Raw genomic sequence first — 20,153 nt, 5'->3', positions numbered from 1 at the left:
TTCGGGCGATATTGCGCCGGTTACGGCGCTGCGCGATCGGCCGCTGGGGGCGAAGCCGACCTTAGCGTTCGGCGCGGCGCGGTTGTTCGTGCGATTGGCGGACGATCTTGCGGCGGGCGATGCGGGGCTGCTGTCGATCACGCTCACCCGCGCCGCGCTGCGGGCGGAGCCCAACAATGATCGCGCCCGGCTGCTGCTCGCGGGCACGCTGGGGCGGCTAAACCGTACAGATCGCGCGTTAAACGTGTTGAGCGGCCTCGACAAAGCCGGGCCCTATGGCTCGACCGTCGACGTAGCACGGATCGCTATTCTCGCCGGTGCCGAGCGATATGAGGATGCGATCAAGATCGCCGCGCCGCTCGCCGAGCCACAGGATGCGTCCGATCTCGCGCTGGCGACGCTGGCGGATCTGTTGCTCACCGCGAGCCATCCGAAGGACGCGGTGCCGGTTTATCGCCGGCTGATCGAGCGGCCATCCGCGGCGGCGAAATGGGAGCCGTGGCTGCATTATGCCGCCGCGCTCGATCAGGCTGGGGACTGGCCCGCAGCGCGCGAGGCGCTGTTGCGCGCGCAGGCAATCGCACCGGATGAGCCATCGGTGCTCAACTATCTCGGCTATGGCGATATCACCCATAATGGCGACGTGCCCAAGGCGCTGGCGATGTTGCAGCGCGCGGTGGCGCTGCGCCCGGATGATTCCGCGATCGTGGATTCGCTTGGCTGGGCCTATTTCCGCAATGGCGATTTGAAGCGCGCGTTGCCGCTGCTGGAGCAAGCCGCGCAGGCCTCCCCCGATAATGCGGAAATCGGCGAGCATCTCGGCGACGCTTATTGGCGCGCCGGCCGGCGCTATGAGGCGCGCTACGCCTGGCGCGCGGCGCAGGTGGTCGCCGAAGTAGGGGAGCGCGATCGGCTTGCGACGAAGATCGCCGACGGCTTGTGATGATCGAAGAGGGCGGCGCGACGATCGTCGAACGCGCACCGGCAAAGCTCAATCTGGCGCTACACGTCCGTCGGCGTCGGCCGGACGGTTATCACGATATCGAGACCCTGTTCGCCTTTTGCCGCGATGGCGACGTGATCTCATTCACCCCGGCGCAGTCGGATAGTTTCGCGATCTTCGGCCCGTTCGGGGTAGCCCTGGCGGGGGAAGGGGATAATCTCGTTACCCGCGCGCGCGATTTGTTTCGCGCGACGTTCGCGGTTTCGGAGCGTTGCGCGATCGTGCTGGAGAAAAACCTGCCGGTCGCCTCCGGCATCGGCGGTGGCTCGGCAGATGCGGCGGCCACTCTGCGTGCGCTCGCGCGGCGGCATGACGTCGCGGGGGATGATCCGCGTTTGTTCGAACTCGCGGGCCGTTTGGGTGCTGACGTTCCGGCCTGCCTCATGGGGCGTAGCGCGATCGGATATGCCCGGGGCGATGATCTGCGCCCGGTTGCCGATATGGCCGGCAAGCCCGTTGTGCTGATCAATCCGGGGGCCGCCGTTTCGACCGCGCAGGTTTTCGCGGGCTGGGACGGAGAGGATCGCGGCGCGATCGGCGGTGGGGATCCGTCGCGCGATCGCAACGATCTGACGGCCGCGGCGATGGCGGTCGCTCCGGTGATCGCAACCGTCCTCGACGTGCTGGAGCGTCAGCCGGGCGCAGGACTGGTGCGTATGTCGGGCTCAGGCGCGACATGCTTCGCGTTGTTCGACACCGCCAACGCAGCGCGCATCGCCGCCGAAGCGATCGCTTCCCAGCACCCGGATTGGTGGCTTTTGGAAACGTCGCTGGTCTGATCGCGCTCGATGTAGGAAATTATGTTCCCCTCTTGTTCGATGAGAACAAATAGAATACTAACGTCGCAACGCGTTGAATGGTTCACGCGCTTGGTCTAGCGACGAGGGTTCACAATGGCCGCCAACCTCAAGGTGATCGATAACGGCATGGCAATCGCGAACGCAGACCGTCAGAAGGCGCTGGACGCCGCATTGGCGCAGATCGACCGGGCCTTTGGTAAAGGCTCGGCGATGAAGCTTGGGCAGCGTGAGACGATGAAGGTGGAAACCGTTTCCACCGGCAGTCTTGGGCTGGATATTGCACTCGGCGTCGGCGGTTTGCCGCGTGGACGCGTCGTGGAGATTTTCGGGCCGGAAAGCTCGGGCAAGACGACGCTTGCGCTCCACGCCATCGCGGAGGCGCAGAAGACCGGCGGCACGGCGGCGTTCGTCGACGCGGAACACGCGCTGGATCCGGTTTATGCCAGGAAGCTGGGCGTCAACATCGATGAGTTGATCGTTTCGCAGCCCGATACGGGCGAGCAGGCACTGGAGATCGTCGACACGCTGGTTCGGTCGAACGCGATCGACGTGCTGGTCGTCGACTCGGTGGCCGCGCTGGTTCCGCGTGCAGAAATCGAAGGCGAGATGGGCGACAGCCACGTCGGTCTTCAGGCGCGGTTGATGAGTCAGGCGCTGCGCAAGCTGACCGGCACGATCAGTCGTTCGCGCTGCCTTGTCATCTTCATCAACCAGATCCGCATGAAGATCGGTGTGATGTATGGCTCGCCGGAGACCACTACCGGCGGCAACGCGCTGAAATTCTACGCCTCGGTTCGGCTCGATATCCGTCGCATCGGCTCGGTCAAGGATCGCGACGAGGCGACCGGCAACCAGGTCCGCGTCAAAGTCGTCAAGAACAAGGTCGCGCCGCCGTTCAAGCAGGTCGAATTCGATATCATGTTCGGCGAAGGCGTGTCGAAGATGGGCGAAATCATCGATCTCGGTGTGAAGGCCGGCTTGGTTGAAAAGTCGGGTTCGTGGTTCAGCTACGACAGCGTCCGCATCGGGCAGGGCCGTGAGAATTCCAAGCAGTTCCTGCGCGACAATCCGGAGATGGCCGAGCGGCTGGAGCGTGCGATCCGCGCGCGTACCGAGGGTCTGGGCGAGGAATTGCTGGTCGGCCAGTCGGAAGAAGATAACGTCTGACCTTCCTTTCCGAAGCATCTGTTTTCTGAGCGGCGGGGATCACCGTCGCAACAATCGGGGAGGCCCGTTCCGTCGAGGAGCGGGCCTTTCGTTTTTCCGGCAACGGCTGCCGGACGATTGATCGCACGTAATATGACTGGCGCGGGGGCCGATATAGGCGCTGGCGTGTTGATATCCGCGCCAAGCTTGTGACCTTTCCGCGATGTATATCTGGTTTGAGTCGCCTCGGCGGTCAGTCCCAATATCGAGATATTACGTCGAGTAAGTGATGATGCTGGTCGTCCAAAGATCGCGGCAATCTCGCCTACGCCCGATAGGGTGAGGCATGTCTTCACCCGTCGCGTGGCACGAGACCGGGCTTCGCCAATGTTGCGTCACTGCGCTGTAGAGAGCGCCCGCCGGATCGACATTCAGTTCCGCAGGCCCGCATAATGGCGGTATTCTGGAACTACGGTGCTCACGGACTTTGCGCTCGAGGTGTTTGAGGTCGCGAGAAAGAATAGCGATCCGTCCCTGCGGCTGGCCGACATTCGCGGCAGGTGAACCGCATTTTGTCGCGACGCTGACAGCCGGCTGTCTATTATCGACGGGTTGGTGCGGTTGCAGGTTAGTCCGGCGCACCCGGTCGAGCGCGATTTGCCGCCAGGCCGCGTCCGCTTTTCTGTTCTCCATACCCATGGGCTATTCCCGTTTCCCGTTCGGCGTATATCTTGGCGAATGCGGCAGGCCGTTCATCTGCCCGTCAATGGGAGAGGCTGATGACGGATGCACTCGAATGGCAGGGTCGCGTCGGCGACGTCTGGGCGGATGAGTGGCGGCTTACCGACTTAAGCTTTGCACCCTTGGCTCGCGCGCTGGACGCCGCGATCGCAGCCGCCGCTCCTACGCAAGGTCGGGCGCTGGATATCGGCTGCGGCGCGGGGGTGACGACGCTCGCTCTGGCTGCGACACGGCCGGGGCTGAATATCCTCGGCGTCGATCTATCGGAGCGACTGGTGGCGGTTGCGCGCTCGCGGGGGAAAGAGCGGGCGAAAGTCGCTTTCCGCGTGGGGGACGCTTCGCGGCTGGGGAGCGAAATCGGGGAAAGCGAACGTTTCGATCTGGCGTTTTCGCGCCATGGCGTGATGTTCTTCGCCGATCCGCCCGCTGCGTTTAGCGGTATCGGCGAGGTGCTAAGGCCTGGTGCGTCGCTCGTCTTTTCCTGTTTTGCGGAACTTGGCCGCAATCCGTGGGTGACCGACATCGCGAAGGTCATCGGTTCGGACGATCCGATAGCCTCTCCCAATTGGGAAGGGACATTTGCGCAGGACGGGCCTGGGGCCAAATACCAGCCCGGCCCATTCGCTTTCGCCGATCCCTTGCTGGTTCGGGAGATCCTTGAGCGCGGCGGATTCGTTCCGGGCGAGCCGCAAAGAATCGATTTTGCGTATCGTGTGGGCGAAGGTGATGACCATGTGGCGCAGGCGTTGCACTTCTTTCAGCGGATCGGCCCGGCGGCTCGGATGCTGGCGACGGTCGACCCAACGAAACGTGTCACCATAAAGGAACGACTCGCGGCGTTCCTTGCCGAACGGGCGCGTGATGGGGTGGTGGAATTTCCTGCATCGGCCTGGATCTGGACGGCGCGGACGAAGGGAGAAGGGCAATGACGATCATCGTTCATCATCTGGAGAACTCGCGTTCGCAGCGGATATTGTGGATGCTCGAGGAAATCGGGCTGCCCTATGAAATCCGGCGGTATGAGCGGAATCCCCAGACGATGCTGGCGCCGCGCGAATTGCGCGCCATTCATCCGCTCGGCAAGTCGCCGGTTATCGAGGATAGCGACGATCCCGGTCGCGTGATCGCCGAGACGGGCGCGATCGTCGAATATCTCGTCGATAAGGCCGACGGCCGCCTAGGCGCTCCGGCGAACCGCGATGGCGCGCTCGCCTATCGTTTCTGGCTGCATTATGCGGAGGGCTCGATGATGCCGCCGCTGCTGGTGAAGCTGGTCCTTACCCGCATCCCACTCGTCGGCAATCGCGTGGCGAAGCGGCTTCAGCCGATGATCGACGTGCATCTCGATTTCGTCGAGCGCACGCTTGCGACACGCCCCTGGTTCGCGGGCGACGCAATCACCGCCGCGGACATCATGATGAGCTTTCCGCTGGAGGCGGCGCGCAGCCGCGCCGGCCTAGACGCGAGCCGCCCGCATACGATCGCGTGGCTGGATCGCATCCACGCTCGCCAGGCCTATCGCCGCGCGCTGGAGGCAGGGGGCCCCTATGCTTATGCGTGATGGGGTATCTGCGCCTGACGTCGCGCTGATACCCGCGGCCTAATTCTGATTGGCGAGCGGCGCTGGATCGGGAGGAGGTGGCTTGCGTCTTACGCCGCTCAATTCAGGCGGCCCCTTGGGCGCGTTCACAGGAATTGCGATCTCCGTGGCGGCGGCGGCGCCGACGACCGGAAGGTGAAGCATTTGCCGCTTCATGCACGGCAGGCGCGCCTTGAATTCGTTGCAATTCCACAATGTGCGATCGAGCCCGGCGGATTTGTCGCGAATGTAACTGAATGACATCGCTGCCATTTCCTCTGGCGACAGCGGCAGAACGTAGCCCATCTTCGTCGGATCGGTCCAGAATATCACCTTGCACTTCGTTCGCTGACCGCAGGTCGCGCGCGCGATGACGGGAAATTGCGTCGCCTGCACCGGATCGAACCGGGCGAGGAAGGTATCGGGATCGTCCGCCAATGACGGGGGGATGCGCCCGGCATAATGTTCCGCATCCTGCGCCGCTTTTGCATCATCGGCTGGCGCGGTGCGGTGCGCCTCCGACAGGCTCGCGAGCCCAGCGATCATCGGCTCGCCACCCGCCCAACCGCGATTGAACGCGGGGGGCGTGCCCCACCAGCCGGTCCAGCGGAAGAACAGATGGGTATGCACCTCGGCGATCTTGTCGAGGCTGGCGCTCCAATAAGGCACCACCCAATCGGTGTGGTAATGCGTGGCGTAACCGACTGGCCGATAGACGGCGCCATGCAATGCCGCCGTCGCCACCTGTCGTGCCCGATGCCATGCGCTTTCCGACGGAGTGCGGGCCAGCGCGCCATCGCAGGTGAAGGTGAACTGACATCCGGTGGAGCGCTCCGACCCCTGAAAGACGACGCCGCAGATCGTCTTGGGAAAGGCCGGGTGGCGTAAACGGTTGAGCACCACCTGCACCACCGCGCGCTCGCCCACGCTGTCGTCGCCCGCCTCGTAATAGCCGGCCGCCGCGAGGCAATCAGTCGCGCGGGCGAGGTCGTTCGCACTGCCGACGAAGCCGAACGGGCGCGCCGCTGGTTTAGGCCCCGCTACGAAGGGAATGCCCGCGTTATAGGCGCGGGCATCGTCCGGGGAGAGATCCTGAAGCTCGACCGGCTCGACTGCGGGAAGCTCGGTCGCGGCGACGATGCGGCGCGGCGCTTTCGCTTTCCCCGCGCGCACCGACGGCGACGCCAGATGCGTCACCGCCAGCGGCAGCGCGACCGCGACCGCCGCGATCAGTGCGAGGATCGCGTAGAGTAGCGGTGCGCGACGGGCCATGCGGGGCGAGGGATCAGGCTTCCGGGAGGAAATCCGGCACCGACAGATAACGCTCGCCCGTATCGTAATTGAAGCCGAGGACGCGGCTTCCGGCAGGCAATTCGGTCAGCTTATGCGCAATCGCGGCGAGCGTGGCGCCGGAGGAGATGCCGATCAGCAGCCCTTCTTCCCGAGCGGAACGGCGCGCCATATCCTTCGCGGCGTCTGCTTCCACCTCGATCACGCCGTCGAGCGCCTGAGTGTGAAGGTTGGTGGGAATGAAGCCCGCGCCGATGCCCTGGATCGGATGCGGGCCGGGCTGGCCGCCGCTGATCACCGGGGATGCCGTCGGCTCCACCGCGAAGACCTTCAGGTTTGGCCAGGACTTCTTGAGCGTTTCGGCAACCCCGGTGATGTGCCCCCCGGTGCCGACGCCGGTGACGATCACGTCGATCGGCGCATCGGCGAAATCCTTCAGAATTTCCTGCGCGGTGGTGCGGGCGTGGACCTCGATATTCGCCGGATTATCGAATTGCTGCGGCATCCATGCGCCCGGCGTTTCCTTCACCAGTTCCAGCGCGCGCTCGATCGCGCCCTTCATGCCCTTTTCGCGCGGGGTGAGATCAAAGCTCGCGCCATAAGCGAGCATCAGCCGACGGCGCTCGATGCTCATGCTCTCGGGCATGACGAGGATCAGCTTATAGCCCTTTACCGCCGCGACCATAGCCAGCCCGATGCCGGTGTTGCCACTGGTCGGCTCGATGATCGTGCCGCCGGGCTTCAGCAGGCCATCCCGCTCCGCCGCCTCGATCATGCTTAGCGCGATGCGGTCCTTGATCGAGCCGCCGGGGTTTGATCGTTCGGATTTGACCCACACTTCGGCCCCCGGAAACAGCCGCTGGACGCGGACGTGCGGGGTGTTGCCGATCGTCTCCAGGATCGTATTCGCCTTCATGGCTGCGCTACTCCGTGTTGCCGGGGATTCTTGTGCCCCGGAGCTTCAGGTGGATCAAACGTCTTGGCGAGCTTCAGTTCCGGATAGAGCCGGGACCATAACAGAGTGACCCCGATCGCGGCGACTCCGCCGAATACGACCGCACCGATCGGGCCGAGCAGCGATGCCATCAGCCCGCTTTCCGCCTCGCCCAGCTCGTTCGAGGCGGAGATGGTGAGCTGGCTCACCGCGCTCACGCGTCCGCGCATCTCATCGGGCGTATGAAGCTGGATCAGCGAGGAGCGGACATAGACCGAAACCATATCCGCGCCGCCCGCGATAATCAGTGCGATCAGGCTGATGAAAAAGTTGGTCGAGAGGCCGAATGTCAGGATCGCGACGGCGAAAATGAACACCGCCGCCAGCATCTTGCGCCCGACATCGTGCTTCATCGGGCGGAATGAGAACCACAAAGCGGTAGTCGCGGCGCCGATCCCCATGCCGGCCGCAAGGATGCCGAGCCCGGTTGCCCCGACCATCAGGATATCGCGCGCGTAGATCGGCAGCAGCGCGGTCGCGCCGGCCAGCAAGACGACGAACAGGTCGAGCGTGATCGTCGCCTGCACCAGCCGGTTGCGCTTCACATAGGCGAAGCCATCGAGGATGCGGGCGATCGGGTGGCGATCGGTCTCCGCCGGTGGTTGCGGGACCCGGCTGATCATGAAAATGCCGATCAGCGCGGTAAGATATAGGCCCGATATGCAGCCATAAGCCACGTCCGGGTGAATGGCGTAGAGCAATCCGCCAAGGCTGGGGCCCGCGATCGTGCCCACCTGCCACGCGATCGAAGAGATGGCGATCGCGGTCGGCAGGCTTTCGCGCGGCACGAGATTGGGGGCGAGCGCGGAATAGGCCGGTCCGGAAAACGCGCGCGCAACACCAAGCAATACGGCCGCGCCGAACAGCGCCGGCAGCGTCAATATGCCAAGCCAGGTGAGCACGCCCAGCATCGCGGAAATGAAGATCAGCAACAGCGTGGTAAAGCGCACGATCCAGCGCCGATCGACGCTGTCCGCCACCAGTCCTACAACCGGGGTGAGCAGGAACAGGGGGATGAATTGCGCCAGCCCGATCATCCCCAGCATGAATGCGGCTTGCCGGATATCCATCGTTTCCCGCGCGAGGCCATAGGCCTGCCAGCCAATGATGATCGCCTGCGCGCTGGTGCCGATCGTCCCGGCTAGCCGCGAACACCAATAGGCGCGGAAATTGGCAATCCGTAACGGGTGGGTGGGCTGCTCCATCCATCGCGGATTAGGGGTGGTGATCGGGGATCGCAACGTGGCTTCTCGCTGGGTGGGCGATAGGCGATCTTGTGGCACGGCGCGGATTGCACCTTCGGCCGCTCGGAGACTATAGGCGTCGGACTTCCCCTAGGAAACGAGGTCTTTTTAGACGTGGCAAAAGCCCCCGCACGGAGCACACGAACCAGCAGCGCGCCGCCCGCGACGCCCAATCGGGAGCGTCCCGCCGAGCCGCAGCCCTACAAGGCTTCGAAGGACGAGCTGCTTAAATTCTATCACGACATGCTGCTGATCCGCCGCTTCGAAGAGAAGGCCGGGCAGCTTTATGGTCTCGGCCTGATCGGCGGCTTCTGCCACCTGTATATCGGGCAGGAAGCGGTTGCCGTCGGCCTGCAATCCGCGCTGACCGAGAAGGACAGCGTGATCACCGGCTATCGCGATCACGGCCATATGCTGCTGTGCGGCATCCCGCCGAAGGACGTGATGGCCGAGCTTACCGGGCGTGCCGCTGGCATCTCGAAGGGCAAGGGCGGCTCGATGCACATGTTCAGCGTGGAACATAAGTTCTACGGTGGCCATGGCATCGTCGGCGCGCAGGTGTCGCTCGGCGCCGGGCTTGGCTTCGCGCACAAATATTCCGGTGATGGCGGCGTCTGCCTTGCCTATTTCGGTGACGGCGCGGCCAACCAGGGCCAGGTCTACGAAGCGTTCAACATGGCGGAGCTGTGGAAGCTGCCGGTGATCTTCGTGATCGAGAACAACCAATATGCCATGGGTACCTCTGTCAATCGCGCCTCATCGGAAGACCAGCTCTTTCGTCGCGGCGAGAGCTTCCGCATCCCCGGCATTCAGGTCGACGGGATGGACGTGCTCGCCTCGCGCGGGGCGGCCGAAGAGGCGCTGGCGTGGGTGCGCGCGGGCAAGGGGCCGATCATCCTTGAGATGAAGACCTATCGCTATCGCGGCCATTCCATGTCCGACCCGGCGAAATATCGCAGCCGCGAGGAGGTGCAGGCGGTCCGCGACAAGTCCGATCCAATCGAACACGTCAAGAAGCTGCTCGAGGCCGAAGGCGTGAAGGAAGACGAACTGAAGGCGGTCGAGGCGGAAATCCGCCGGCAGGTGAACGAGTCGGCCGATTTCGCCGAGAACACCCCCGAACCCGAACCCGAAGAGCTTTATACCGACGTGCTGGTGGAGAAATATTGAGATGGCGATCGACATCAAGATGCCGGCGCTGTCGCCCACGATGGAAGAGGGCACGCTGGCCAAGTGGCTCGTCAAGGAAGGCGACACCGTGAAGTCCGGCGATATTCTCGCCGAGATCGAAACCGACAAGGCGACGATGGAATTCGAGGCGGTCGATGAAGGCACCGTCGCGCAGATCCTGATCGCCGAGGGAACGGACGGCGTGAAGGTCGGCACGGTCATCATGCAGATCGCCGGTGAGGGCGAGGACGTGGTGGCCAGTCCGAAGCCGGAACCCGTCACCAAGGCGGAAAAGCCCGAGGTTCAGGAACAGGCGGCCGAAAGCCGCGCGCCCGAGCCGCACAAGGTGGAAACCGGCGCGCGCCAGATGTTCGAGGCTGCGAAGCATGACGCAGAGGTGAGCGACCCGGCGGTTCCCGCGGGCACCGAAATGGTCAAGCTCACGCTGCGCGAAGCGCTGCGCGATGCGATGGCCGAAGAAATGCGCGCCGACGATCGCGTGTTCGTTATGGGTGAAGAGGTCGCGCAATATCAGGGCGCGTACAAGGTCACCCAGGGGCTGCTCGACGAGTTCGGCGACCGCCGCGTGATCGATACGCCGATCACCGAATATGGCTTTGCGGGCGTCGGCACGGGCGCGGCGATGGGCGGTCTGCGCCCGATCGTCGAATTCATGACGTTCAACTTCGCCATGCAGGCGATCGACCATATCGTGAACTCGGCCGCCAAGACCAATTACATGTCCGGCGGCCAGATGCGTTGCCCGATCGTGTTCCGCGGCCCGAACGGCGCGGCGAGCCGCGTGGGCGCGCAGCACAGCCAGAATTACGCGCCATGGTATGCCAGCGTGCCCGGCCTGATCGTGATCGCGCCATATGACGCGGCCGATGCCAAGGGCTTGCTGAAGGCCGCGATCCGCTCGCCCGATCCGGTCGTGTTCCTGGAGAATGAGCTGCTTTACGGCCGCACGTTCGAAGTGCCCAAGCTTGACGATTGGGTGCTGCCGATCGGCAAGGCGCGCATCATGCGTGAGGGCAAGGACGTGACGATCGTCAGCTATTCGATCGGCGTCGGGCTTGCGCTGGAAGCGGCCGACAAGCTCGCCGAGGAAGGGATCGACGCGGAAGTGATCGATCTGCGCACGTTGCGCCCACTCGACAAGCAGACGGTGCTGAAATCGCTCGCGAAGACCAATCGGATGGTCGTGGCCGAAGAAGGCTGGCCGACCTGTTCGATCGCCAGTGAGATCATCGCGATCTGCATGGATGAGGGGTTCGACGATCTCGATGCCCCGGTGGTGCGCGTCTGCAACGAGGATGTGCCGCTGCCTTACGCTGCGAATCTCGAGAAGCTCGCGCTGATCTCCGCCGACAAGATCATCGCGGCGGTGAAGAAGGTCACCTATCGCCCGTAAGGCGATGGTTTTTGGGAAACTTTGGGCCGGCGGCGTCACGCGACGCCGCCGGCCTTTTCGTTAATTTGTCAGGCGCGCGGTGGCGACGGCGGCCTGGAACAATTGTGCCAGCGCGGTCGAAATATCGCTGTCGGTCGTCACCTTGGTATAAAGGCCCGGCGAGGCGCATTGCTGGAGCGGCGGGCTGATCTTGTCGGTCGGCGAGAGATACGGGGTCTTCACATTGGTGATCGACCAGGAGTCGGTGCCCACCGATCCCGGCAGATATTCGGTGTAGAGCACCGCGATGCGAATGCCGCGCGCTTTGATCGCCGTGCACGCCGTCGTCGAGATCGGGCCTTCCGGCTTCCCGCTCGGGCGCTTTTCGTCCCACATTCCATCCGTGATCAGGAACATCACCGCCTGTGGCGTATCGTTGTTATAGTTCGTCCCGTTCCCGGGGGTCGTCGGCATTGCTGCCTGGATGCCGGTGAAAGCTCCGGTGAAATTGGTAGCGGTATCGTTGTCGTTCGTCCCGCACTGATAATAATTGTTCTGGCAATAGGTGATAACCTGCGCATCCGTGACGTGCAGTTTCACCGTCGAAAGGTTGGCGTCGACGTTCGGTGCAACGACAACCGATGGCCATAGTTGCTTGAATGTCTTGTCGAATGAGAACAGGCCCATTCGATATTTTGCCTTGTTGCTGGACGACATGCTGGTGGCGAGATCTGTAAGATTCGACACCGCATTGTGAAGCAGGTCGGTCCGAAGAACGATTCCGTTATTCACCGCAACAGTATAGAAATCTTTGCAATTTTTCTTGCTTGAATCGCATACCAGCTCGGTGTTGCTGGAGCTGTTATACGTTAGATTGGATTGGTGGCAGGCGAAAGCGCATCCGCCGCTTACCGCTCCGCTCGTTGCGCTGATCATCGCCGAAAGCCCCGCGCTGGTCGCCGGCAGCAGCATCGAGGGCGAGGTGTCGAGCAGCATGTAGAAATCGATGTTCGGCGCGACAACGTTGTTCGATGTCGATGTTCCGCCGATCGCGATCGTCGGGGAGCCAAGGATGCCGCCGAACGAATTTTGCGACAGTGCCGAATAGCTCACCGTCATCGTGCGCGAGCCCGCGCCTGTCGGGTGCGTGACGGTGACGACCAGCGTTGACGGATCATAGGTTACGCCCGTGAGCAGGGCCGCTTGCGTATTGAACATGTTGCGGGCGGTGAGGGTGGCGGTGGCGTCGTCCAGGCTCATCATGGTCTGGGTGACGCCGGCCAGCGCCGCCGCGTCGGCCAGCGCGTTCATCTTGGTCCTCAACTTTGCCGCGCGCGCATAGTCGATGCCCATCCCCGTGGCGAAGGCCATCGGAATGATCGCGAAGCCGAACAGAATCAGCACGTTTCCGGAAATGTCGCGGCGGAGGCGCGAGAGGAAATCTCGGACGGAGGCCGATCCGATGCGGAATGTTGATAGCAGCGACATAATCAGCAGCCCGTGCAAGGAATATCGGTTGAACGACGCGGATTCATGAAAATCTGATCCCGGAAACTCATCGGCCCGATCAACTGCCCCCCGGCTACCGGGGAATAGGCGTAAGTCACCTCGGCATAGATCAGGTTCGTGCCCGGCACGCGGAGCTGGAGCGGCACCACGCTGTTCGGCAATGTCGACGTATAGAGATCGGTGGTTTTAAGCAGCGGCCCGGTGTTCGCCCGGCTCCACACGACGCTGGGCATCCCCGCGGCGCTGATCGCGATTTCGGAGATGCGCGTTGTCGCATTGCTCGCGGGATATGGCGTCATAACCGACGCCGCCGCCCCCATGATATTGTCGAGATCGGCCGACTGCACGGACGTGAACTGCGAGGTAACGTCCGCCAGCGTGCGCGTGGTGGTGGTCACCTTGCGATAGGCGGAGGTCGCGTCCATCAGCTGATATCCGCCCAGATAGAGCAGGATCAGGAACGGCGCGATCAGCGCGAATTCCACGGCACCAAGGCCGCGTCGATCACCGCGCAGCCGGGCTATCATCGTGCGGATCAAGCTGTTCACGTGCCGCTTCCGTAAGGTTCGGTCTTGAACACCGATGTGGCGATCAGCAGCCGCTGGCTGCCGGTCATGTTCGACAGGTTAAAGCCCAGCGGGCCGCTCACCACGGGCAGTCGATACATCGTACGCATGACGATGATGCTGCCCGCGCCGCCGGGGGCGAAACCCCAGGTGTTGGTGACGTTGCCATTGCTGTCATAAGTGAGCACGGGCGCGGAGACGTTGACGGACGCGAAGCTGGAGGCGTTCTGCACGTCGATCATCATGTTGGCGCATTGCATGAACGCGGGCAGGTTGCCGCAGGCGGCCGTCTTGAATGCCGTCTGGGTCATGCCGCCGCTTTGGGCCGCACCGGTGATCAGCTGGCGTGCGGTTCGCTCAGCGCTGGTTTCCAGCGCTTGCTGCGAAAAGAACACCAGTGCCGTTTGCAGAATCGCGATGAGCAAGGCGATGAGCGGCGCAGCAACGGCGGCAAATTCGATGATCGTCGCCCCGCGTCGATCGCTGACGATCGCGCGCAACGAGCGTCGACCGATCGTGCGTCGCTTTATCTGATGCGCCCAGGACGCCATCTCGCCTGAATTCCTGTCCCAAAAAATAGTCCCGGTTCGATCATAATTCGGCAGCCTTAAGAAAACCTCAAACACCCCGGCACGGTTGACGAGCCCGTCGGCGCCGAGCAGGCGTCGCTCATGAACTCCCATGATCCAGCGCCATCGCCGATCCCCGATCAGGGGCGAGAGATCGAGCGGCGCATCATCCTCGCCTATGCGCCGGCTGCGTCTCGCGCGGGTCTGGCCGCGCTGCTGGCGCTGGACGATCGCTTGGGAGAGATCGTCGCGGCGGCGCGCGATCCGCTGATCGGGCAGATGCGGCTGACATGGTGGCATGAGGCGCTGGTCGCGCTGGACCGGGCGCCGGCACCCGCCGAGCCGATCCTGCGTGCCGCTGCCGCGCATCTCCTGTCGAGCGGCATTACCGGCGCGGAACTTTCACATATCGTTGATGGGTGGGAGGCGCTGCTCGCGATCGATACCGATCCCGCGGCCGCCTTTGCCGGTCATGCAGTCGATCGCGGTGAGGCGATGTTCGGCATCGCGGCCAGATTGCTGGGCGGGGATCATCCGGGATTGCGCGATGCCGGCGCGGGCTGGGCACTGGCGGGGCTCCGTGAGCCGCGCGCGCGTGAGATTGCGGCAGAGCGGCTGGATGGCCTTATGCGCGGGGACCGCTGGCCGCGCGCGCTTCGCTCGCTATCGGGGATGGCGCTGCTGGCGCGAAGCGATCTGGGTGGCGACGCCCGGCCGGGCAGTATCCGCCGGGCGATGCGGCTATTTCGCCACTGGCTTGGCGGGCGATAGTCTGGTCATATCGAAGCAGGGGGAGGGCCGGAGATGTGGCGTTATGCGGTTGGCGGCATTGCCGCGCTTTTGATGGTCGCGGCGGGTTGGGTGCTGTTCCATGGGGATGCGGCGCGGGATCCGATGCTTCCACCGCCGCCCGCGCCGGCGCAGGCGCTCGCCAGCGATGAGGCGTTGCCAGAAGTGCCCGAAGCGACCGCTCGCACCCGTGAGCAGAAGCGTTTCGACCGATATGACAAGGATCGCGACGGGCGCGTCACGCGTGAAGAATATCTCGCATCCCGGCGCAAGGCATTCGCCAAGCTCGACACCAATGGCGACGGCAAGCTTTCGTTCGACGAATGGGCGGTGAAGACGATCACCAAATTCGCCGACGCCGATCACGATCGCTCCGGTGCATTGGACCGCGCCGAATTCGCCACGACCGCCCCGAAACGGCGCCCGAAGCCGAAGTGCGTCTGCGCCCCGGCTCCGGCTGCTGCGGAGGACTAAGGCGCCTAGGCGACCCAGCCCGCGAGCGCGGTGCGCGCGCGATCGGTGTAGAGCCGTTTGCGATCGGCCTTCTTGGTGCGGCCCTCGATCGGCGGGAACAGCCCGAAATTGACGTTCATCGGCTGATACGTCTCGGCCACCGCCGCGCCGGTGATGTGGTGAAGCAGCGCGCCGAGCGCGGTTTCCACCGGCGGCGTCTGTAGCGCGCGCGCAGCCAGCTCGGCGGCGGCGAAGCGCCCGGCGAGGAGCCCGATGCTGGCGCTCTCAATATAGCCCTCGCAACCGGTCACCTGCCCGGCGAAGCGGATGTTCGGACGCGATTTCAGCCGCAGCTCGCCATCGAGCAATTCCGGCGAGCGCAGGAAAGTGTTGCGATGCAGGCCGCCGAGCCGCGCGAATTCCGCATTCTCCAGCCCCGGAATGGTGCGGAACAGGCGCACCTGCTCGGCGTGCTTCAGCTTGGTCTGAAAGCCGACGATGTTCCACAGGGTGCCGCTGGCATTGTCCTGTCGCAGCTGCACCACGGCATGCGGCCAGCGCCCGGTGCGCGGATCGTCGAGCCCGACGGGCTTCATCGGGCCGAAGCGCAATGTTTCCGGCCCGCGCTCCGCCATCACCTCGATCGGCATGCAGCCTTCGAAATAGGGCACGTTTTCCCAGCCGCGATATTCGGTCTTTTCGCCCGCGATCAGCGCGGCGACGAAGGTTTCATATTGCTGCTTGTCGAGCGGGCAGTTGATGTAATCCTTGCCGTCGCCCTTGTCCCAGCGGCTCTGGAACCACGCCACGTCCATATCGATCGAGTCGCGGTGAACGATTGGGGCGATCGCGTCGAAGAAAGCGAGCGAGTCCTTGCCCGTCTCCGCGCCGATCGCATCGGCAAGCGATGGCGCGGTGAGCGGTCCGGTGGCGATGATCGCGGGGCCGTCGGGCAGCGTGTCGACGCGTTCGCGGACGATCGTGATGTTCGGATGCGCGACCAGCGCCGCCGTTACGCCCGCGGCGAAACCATCGCGATCCACTGCCAGCGCCGATCCGGCGGGCACGCGATGCGCATCGCCCTCGCGCATGACGAGCGAGCCAAGCGCGCGCATCTCCTGATGCAGCAGGCCGACCGCGTTGCTTTCCGCGTCGTCGGAGCGGAAGCTGTTCGAGCAGACGAGTTCGGCGAGCGCGTCGCTCTGGTGTGCCGGCGTCATGTCGCCGCCGCCGCGCATTTCGGACAGGCGAACGCGGATGCCGGCTTCGGCGAGCTGCCATGCGGCTTCCGATCCGGCGAGGCCGCCGCCGATGATATGAATGTCGTGGGTCATGGCGCGAGGCGTTAGCGCCGCTTGGCCCGGATCGCCAGCCGCTGGCGCGCGCGCGATCCTGCGTTACAACATCGCCATGGGGATAGGATTCGTCGCGGCGCTCGTCGCCGGAGCAAGCTTCATGATCGCCGTGCTCGCCGGGTGGAGCGGGCCTGCGATCGTGGTTTGGAAGGGGGCGGGCGCCGCGCTTCTCGCGCTGTGGGCGGCGCGACGGGCGGGCGGCATCGACGGATGGCTGATCGCCGCAGTGCTCGCGCTTGGTGCTGCGGGCGATGTGTTGCTGGAGATTGCGGGACTGGAGGTTGGTGCGCTTGCCTTCCTCGCCGGACATATCGTCGCGGTGGCGCTCTATCGACGCAATGGCGCGCCCTGGGCGTTTGTCGCTATCGGGGCCATCGCCGTGGCGGGCGCGGCGTGGCTGATCCTGCCGGGTGTCGGCGTTGCTGCTTATGCGCTGGGCCTTGGTGCGATGGCGGGCGGGGCGAGCGGATCGCGTTTTCCGCGCCATATCGTCGCGCTGGGCGCGTGGTTGTTCGTCCTGTCCGATTTGCTGATCTTCGCGGGCGCCGGGGGGCTGGCGAACAGCAATTTGCCGCATTTCCTGATCTGGCCGACCTATTTCGGGGGACAGGCGTTGATCGCCTGGGGCGTAGTCACGAACTTGGCCGGGAAACGATATGACGACCGCTTACACCATCGGTTATGAAGCCACGACGATGGCGGAGTTCCTCGCCGCGCTTCAGGCGGCGGGGGTGCGCCGGGTGATCGACGTGCGCGCGCTGCCGCTGTCGCGCCGGCCGGGCTTTTCCAAGTCACCGCTTGGCGGAGAGCTTGCGACTCACGGCATCGAATACATTCATCTGAAGGCGCTCGGCACCCCGAAACGCGGGCGCGACGCGGCGAAGAAGGGCGACGTCGCGACTCTGCGCGAGGTATATGACGCGCAACTCGCGCTGCCCGAGGCGCAGGCCGCCGCCGCGCAGATGCGCGCGCTGGTGGAGGATGCGCCGTCGGCGTTGCTCTGTTTCGAGCGTGATCCATGCCATTGCCACCGCACGCTGTTGCTCGCCGCCGAGGGGCAGGGTTTCGATGTGGTCCATCTCATGCCCGGAGCAACGCAATGACCCGCACGATGACCTTCGACGTGATTTCGGACGTGGTGTGCCCATGGTGCGTGATCGGCCTGCTCGGCCTGGAGCAGGCCCTTGATGCCACCGGCGATGTGGTGACGCCGGTAATCCGTCTCCAGCCGTTCGAGCTTAATCCGCATATGCCGCCGGGCGGTCAGGATATCGCCGAGCATCTGCGCGAGAAATATGGCGCGCAGGCGGGCGGCGGCGGGGAAGTGCGCGAACGCATTCGCACCATGGCGGCGGGGCTGGGTTTCGAGATGGCGCAGCGGCCTGGCGGACGCATCTATAATACGTTCGACGCGCATCGCCTGATCGATCATGCCCAGCGTGAGGGGCGGGGGCTGTCGCTCGCTCATGCATTGTTCCGGCTCTATTTCACCGACGGGCGCGATCCCGGCGATCCGGCGGTGCTGGCCGAGGCCGCGCGCACGGCGGGACTGGACGAGGCGGCCGCCCGCGCGGTGATCGAAAGCGGCGTTTATGCCGCCGACGTGCGCGCCGCCGAACAGGAATGGCGACAGAATGGCGTCACCTCGGTGCCAACCATCATCGTCGACGAGCGTTATATCATTCAGGGCGCGCAGGAACCGGCCGCCTATGAGCGCGCGATCCGGCGCATCGCGGCGGAGAATTGAGGAGAGGCGAGATGCTGGTGATCGAAGTCGCCGACGACGGACTGGTCGAACTGGTGGTGGACGGCACCATCACCCGCGCTGATTTCGATAAGGTGGTGACGACGCTGGAAGGCGAGTTCGGCACGCACGGCAAGGTCAATATCGTCGAGGTGGTCCGCAAGTTCGGCGGGATCGCGCCGCATCTGTGGTGGCAGGACGTGAAGTGGAGCTTCGGCCATCTCGATCGTTTCGGGCGTTGCGCGATGGTGACGGATTCGGGCTGGATCGGCCCGGTCGCCCGGGTGGTGGCGGCGATGCTGCCGATCGAGTTGAAAACATTCGGAATGAGCGAGCTGGAGGCGGCGAGGGCCTGGGCCAGAGGGACGGCCTGACTCGCGGCCCCATTGCGGGCGCGCGGCACTGCCCGTAGGGCGGCGCAATGGACGAAGAAGATCCGCTTGGCCCGCTCGACCCCGATTTTGCCGCTGCATTCGTGCGCGATCTTCGGCGACCGCCCTGCCAGCTCTACCTGATTTCCCCGCTCGACGTGTCGGGTGGGTTCGGCGATCGCCTTGCCCGTGCGCTCGACGCCGGGGATGTCGCCGCCTTTCAGTATCGCGTGAAGGGCGTGGATCAGCACGAGGCGGCGCGTCTCGCCGAGCCGCTTCAGCGCATCTGCGCCGATCGCGAATGCGCCTTCATCGTCAATGATTCGATCAGCCTCGCCAAGCGGCTCGGCGCGGACGGCGTGCATCTCGGGCAGGAGGATGGCGATCCGCGAGAGGCGCGCACTGTGCTCGGCCCCAATGTGCAGATCGGCGTGACCTGTCACGACAGCCGCCATCTCGCGATGGAGGCCGGTGAGGCGGGGGCGGATTATGTCGCGTTCGGCGCTTTCTATCCCACCTCCACTAAAGAGGTGCGGCATCATCCCGAGCCGGTGATCCTGTCATGGTGGTCCGCGCTGTTCGAGCTGCCCTGTGTCGCGATCGGCGGCATCACCCCGGCGAACGCCCCCCCGCTCGTTGCGGCGGGCGCGGATTTCCTCGCGGTGAGCAATGCCGTGTGGGGTGGGGACGAGGCGGCGGCGGTGCGCGCCTTCACCGAGGTGCTGGCGCAGCGCTGATCTCGGGCCAGCTTGCCGGATCGCGCGCGCGCCGCTAGATCGCGCGGCAACGGGGCCGGCAACGGCCCCAACGCTCTTTCCAGTAGGTCAAGACCCATGAAGATCAGCGGCGTGGACATCCGTCCCGGCAACATCATCGAATACGAGAACGGCATTTGGCGCGCCGTGAAGATCCAGCATACCCAGCCCGGCAAGGGCGGGGCCTATATGCAGGTCGAGCTGAAGAACCTGCGCGACGGCCGCAAGAACAACGTCCGTTTCCGCTCCGCCGAGACGGTGGAGCGCGTGCGGCTCGACACCAAGGATTTCCAGTTCCTGTTCGCTGAGGGCGACGGGCTCGTCTTCATGGACAAGGACACCTACGATCAGGTGACGCTGCCGCGTGATCTGCTCGGCGACGCCGCCGCCTTCCTGCAGGACGGGATGGACGTGGTGATGGAGCTTTATGACGACGAAGCCATCAGCGTGCAGCTGCCGGACACGATCGAAGCCACGATCGTCGAGGCTGATGCGGTGGTGAAGGGGCAGACCGCCTCGTCCAGCTACAAGCCCGCGGTGCTCGACAATGGCGTGCGCATCATGGTGCCCCCGCATATCGCCAGCGGCACGCGCATCGTGGTCGACGTGTATGAGCAGGCTTACGTCCGCCGCGCCGATTGATTTGAAGTTTGCCCCTCCCGCTCGCGGGAGGGGGGAGTAA

Annotated in this window: 22 protein-coding genes; 15 read left to right on the top strand and 7 right to left on the bottom strand. The window is 64.4% G+C overall.

Annotation, left to right across the window (positions count from 1 at the left end; translation table 11 throughout):
* Positions 1-88 precede the first annotated feature (88 nt).
* The 5 genes from P0Y64_17275 to P0Y64_17255 all read left to right on the top strand — a co-directional run bounded on the left by P0Y64_17275 (position 89) and on the right by P0Y64_17255 (position 5,251).
* Positions 89-943: a tetratricopeptide repeat protein gene (locus P0Y64_17275; GenBank protein ID WEK45103.1), complete on the top strand. Its 855-nt coding sequence runs from the start codon at positions 89-91 to the stop codon at positions 941-943.
* The gene (locus P0Y64_17270) at positions 943-1,782 is read left to right on the top strand and encodes a 4-(cytidine 5'-diphospho)-2-C-methyl-D-erythritol kinase (GenBank protein WEK43064.1); all 840 of its coding nucleotides are present in this window, start codon (positions 943-945) and stop codon (positions 1,780-1,782) included. The genes P0Y64_17275 and P0Y64_17270 overlap by 1 nt, the downstream gene beginning before the upstream one ends.
* Positions 1,783-1,896: 114 nt before the next feature.
* Positions 1,897-2,970 carry a recombinase RecA gene (recA, locus tag P0Y64_17265; protein WEK43063.1) on the top strand — a complete coding sequence of 358 codons (1,074 nt, stop codon included), beginning with the start codon at positions 1,897-1,899 and terminating at the stop codon, positions 2,968-2,970.
* A 758-nt stretch (positions 2,971-3,728) separates the two neighbouring features.
* Positions 3,729-4,619 carry a class I SAM-dependent methyltransferase gene (locus P0Y64_17260; GenBank protein ID WEK43062.1) on the top strand — a complete coding sequence of 297 codons (891 nt, stop codon included), beginning with the start codon at positions 3,729-3,731 and terminating at the stop codon, positions 4,617-4,619.
* Positions 4,616-5,251 carry a glutathione S-transferase gene (locus P0Y64_17255; protein ID WEK43061.1) on the top strand — a complete coding sequence of 212 codons (636 nt, stop codon included), beginning with the start codon at positions 4,616-4,618 and terminating at the stop codon, positions 5,249-5,251. Before P0Y64_17260 ends, P0Y64_17255 begins: the two co-directional genes overlap by 4 nt.
* A 39-nt stretch (positions 5,252-5,290) precedes the next feature.
* Here P0Y64_17255 and P0Y64_17250 read toward each other — a convergent pair whose 3' ends face one another.
* The 3 genes from P0Y64_17250 to P0Y64_17240 are packed head-to-tail and all read right to left on the bottom strand — an operon-like array spanning position 5,291 to position 8,758.
* A complete protein-coding gene (locus P0Y64_17250) occupies positions 5,291-6,541 on the bottom strand; it encodes a cell wall hydrolase (protein WEK43060.1) in 1,251 nt (416 codons plus the stop codon).
* Between the two features lie 13 nt (positions 6,542-6,554).
* Positions 6,555-7,475 (bottom strand): cysteine synthase A, encoded by a 921-nt coding sequence (gene cysK / locus P0Y64_17245; protein ID WEK43059.1) that lies wholly within the window; start codon positions 7,473-7,475, stop codon positions 6,555-6,557.
* Entirely contained in the window at positions 7,472-8,758 is a 1,287-nt protein-coding gene (locus tag P0Y64_17240; GenBank protein WEK43058.1) for an MFS transporter, read from the bottom strand. Before P0Y64_17240 ends, cysK begins: the two co-directional genes overlap by 4 nt.
* Before the next feature lie 153 nt (positions 8,759-8,911).
* On the opposite strand from P0Y64_17240, the gene pdhA reads away from it, so the two are divergent.
* Positions 8,912-9,967, top strand: coding sequence for a pyruvate dehydrogenase (acetyl-transferring) E1 component subunit alpha (gene pdhA, locus P0Y64_17235; GenBank protein WEK43057.1), 1,056 nt, complete (start codon positions 8,912-8,914; stop codon positions 9,965-9,967).
* A gap of 1 nt (position 9,968) precedes the next feature.
* Positions 9,969-11,381: a pyruvate dehydrogenase complex E1 component subunit beta gene (locus P0Y64_17230; GenBank protein WEK43056.1), complete on the top strand. Its 1,413-nt coding sequence runs from the start codon at positions 9,969-9,971 to the stop codon at positions 11,379-11,381.
* 60 nt (positions 11,382-11,441) lie between these two features.
* Here the strand turns inward: P0Y64_17230 and P0Y64_17225 are convergent, their stop codons facing one another.
* The 3 genes from P0Y64_17225 to P0Y64_17215 form a co-directional block, all read right to left on the bottom strand.
* Positions 11,442-12,764, bottom strand: a complete 1,323-nt coding sequence (locus P0Y64_17225) for a pilus assembly protein TadG-related protein (protein ID WEK43055.1) — start codon at positions 12,762-12,764, stop codon at positions 11,442-11,444.
* An 86-nt stretch (positions 12,765-12,850) separates the two neighbouring features.
* Positions 12,851-13,417 carry a pilus assembly protein gene (locus P0Y64_17220; protein ID WEK43054.1) on the bottom strand — a complete coding sequence of 189 codons (567 nt, stop codon included), beginning with the start codon at positions 13,415-13,417 and terminating at the stop codon, positions 12,851-12,853.
* Complete coding sequence (locus P0Y64_17215) at positions 13,414-13,986, bottom strand: pilus assembly protein (GenBank protein WEK43053.1); 573 nt, start codon at positions 13,984-13,986, stop codon at positions 13,414-13,416. Before P0Y64_17215 ends, P0Y64_17220 begins: the two co-directional genes overlap by 4 nt.
* Before the next feature lie 120 nt (positions 13,987-14,106).
* Between P0Y64_17215 and P0Y64_17210 the strand changes: the two genes are divergently transcribed.
* Together P0Y64_17210 and P0Y64_17205 are read left to right on the top strand one after the other, a co-directional pair.
* Complete coding sequence (locus P0Y64_17210; protein ID WEK43052.1) at positions 14,107-14,775, top strand: hypothetical protein; 669 nt, start codon at positions 14,107-14,109, stop codon at positions 14,773-14,775.
* A 33-nt stretch (positions 14,776-14,808) separates the two neighbouring features.
* Positions 14,809-15,267 (top strand): EF-hand domain-containing protein, encoded by a 459-nt coding sequence (locus P0Y64_17205; GenBank protein ID WEK43051.1) that lies wholly within the window; start codon positions 14,809-14,811, stop codon positions 15,265-15,267.
* A 5-nt stretch (positions 15,268-15,272) separates the two neighbouring features.
* On the opposite strand, the gene trmFO is transcribed toward P0Y64_17205, so the two are convergent.
* Entirely contained in the window at positions 15,273-16,580 is a 1,308-nt protein-coding gene (trmFO, locus tag P0Y64_17200) for a methylenetetrahydrofolate--tRNA-(uracil(54)-C(5))-methyltransferase (FADH(2)-oxidizing) TrmFO (GenBank protein ID WEK43050.1), read from the bottom strand.
* Here trmFO and P0Y64_17195 point away from each other — a divergent pair.
* The 6 genes from P0Y64_17195 (at position 16,579) to efp (ending at position 20,113) form a co-directional block, all read left to right on the top strand.
* Positions 16,579-17,286: a lysoplasmalogenase family protein gene (locus P0Y64_17195; GenBank protein WEK43049.1), complete on the top strand. Its 708-nt coding sequence runs from the start codon at positions 16,579-16,581 to the stop codon at positions 17,284-17,286. The genes trmFO and P0Y64_17195 overlap by 2 nt on opposite strands.
* The gene (locus tag P0Y64_17190) at positions 17,258-17,704 is read left to right on the top strand and encodes a DUF488 domain-containing protein (GenBank protein WEK43048.1); all 447 of its coding nucleotides are present in this window, start codon (positions 17,258-17,260) and stop codon (positions 17,702-17,704) included. Before P0Y64_17195 ends, P0Y64_17190 begins: the two co-directional genes overlap by 29 nt.
* Complete coding sequence (locus P0Y64_17185; GenBank protein WEK43047.1) at positions 17,701-18,348, top strand: DsbA family oxidoreductase; 648 nt, start codon at positions 17,701-17,703, stop codon at positions 18,346-18,348. The genes P0Y64_17190 and P0Y64_17185 overlap by 4 nt, the downstream gene beginning before the upstream one ends.
* A gap of 11 nt (positions 18,349-18,359) precedes the next feature.
* On the top strand, positions 18,360-18,719 hold the full coding sequence (locus P0Y64_17180) for an STAS/SEC14 domain-containing protein (protein WEK43046.1): 360 nt from the start codon (positions 18,360-18,362) through the stop codon (positions 18,717-18,719).
* Between the two features lie 47 nt (positions 18,720-18,766).
* On the top strand, positions 18,767-19,453 hold the full coding sequence (gene thiE, locus P0Y64_17175) for a thiamine phosphate synthase (GenBank protein WEK43045.1): 687 nt from the start codon (positions 18,767-18,769) through the stop codon (positions 19,451-19,453).
* A 96-nt stretch (positions 19,454-19,549) separates the two neighbouring features.
* Positions 19,550-20,113, top strand: coding sequence for an elongation factor P (gene efp / locus P0Y64_17170; protein ID WEK43044.1), 564 nt, complete (start codon positions 19,550-19,552; stop codon positions 20,111-20,113).
* The last annotated feature ends 40 nt before the right edge of the window (positions 20,114-20,153 follow it).

Origin of the sequence: Candidatus Sphingomonas colombiensis (genome assembly GCA_029202845.1) — a bacterium.
Lineage (GTDB): Bacteria > Pseudomonadota > Alphaproteobacteria > Sphingomonadales > Sphingomonadaceae > Sphingomonas > Sphingomonas colombiensis.
Note: the sequence above shows the minus strand (reverse complement) of the source record. Positions and strands in the feature narration are given on the sequence as shown.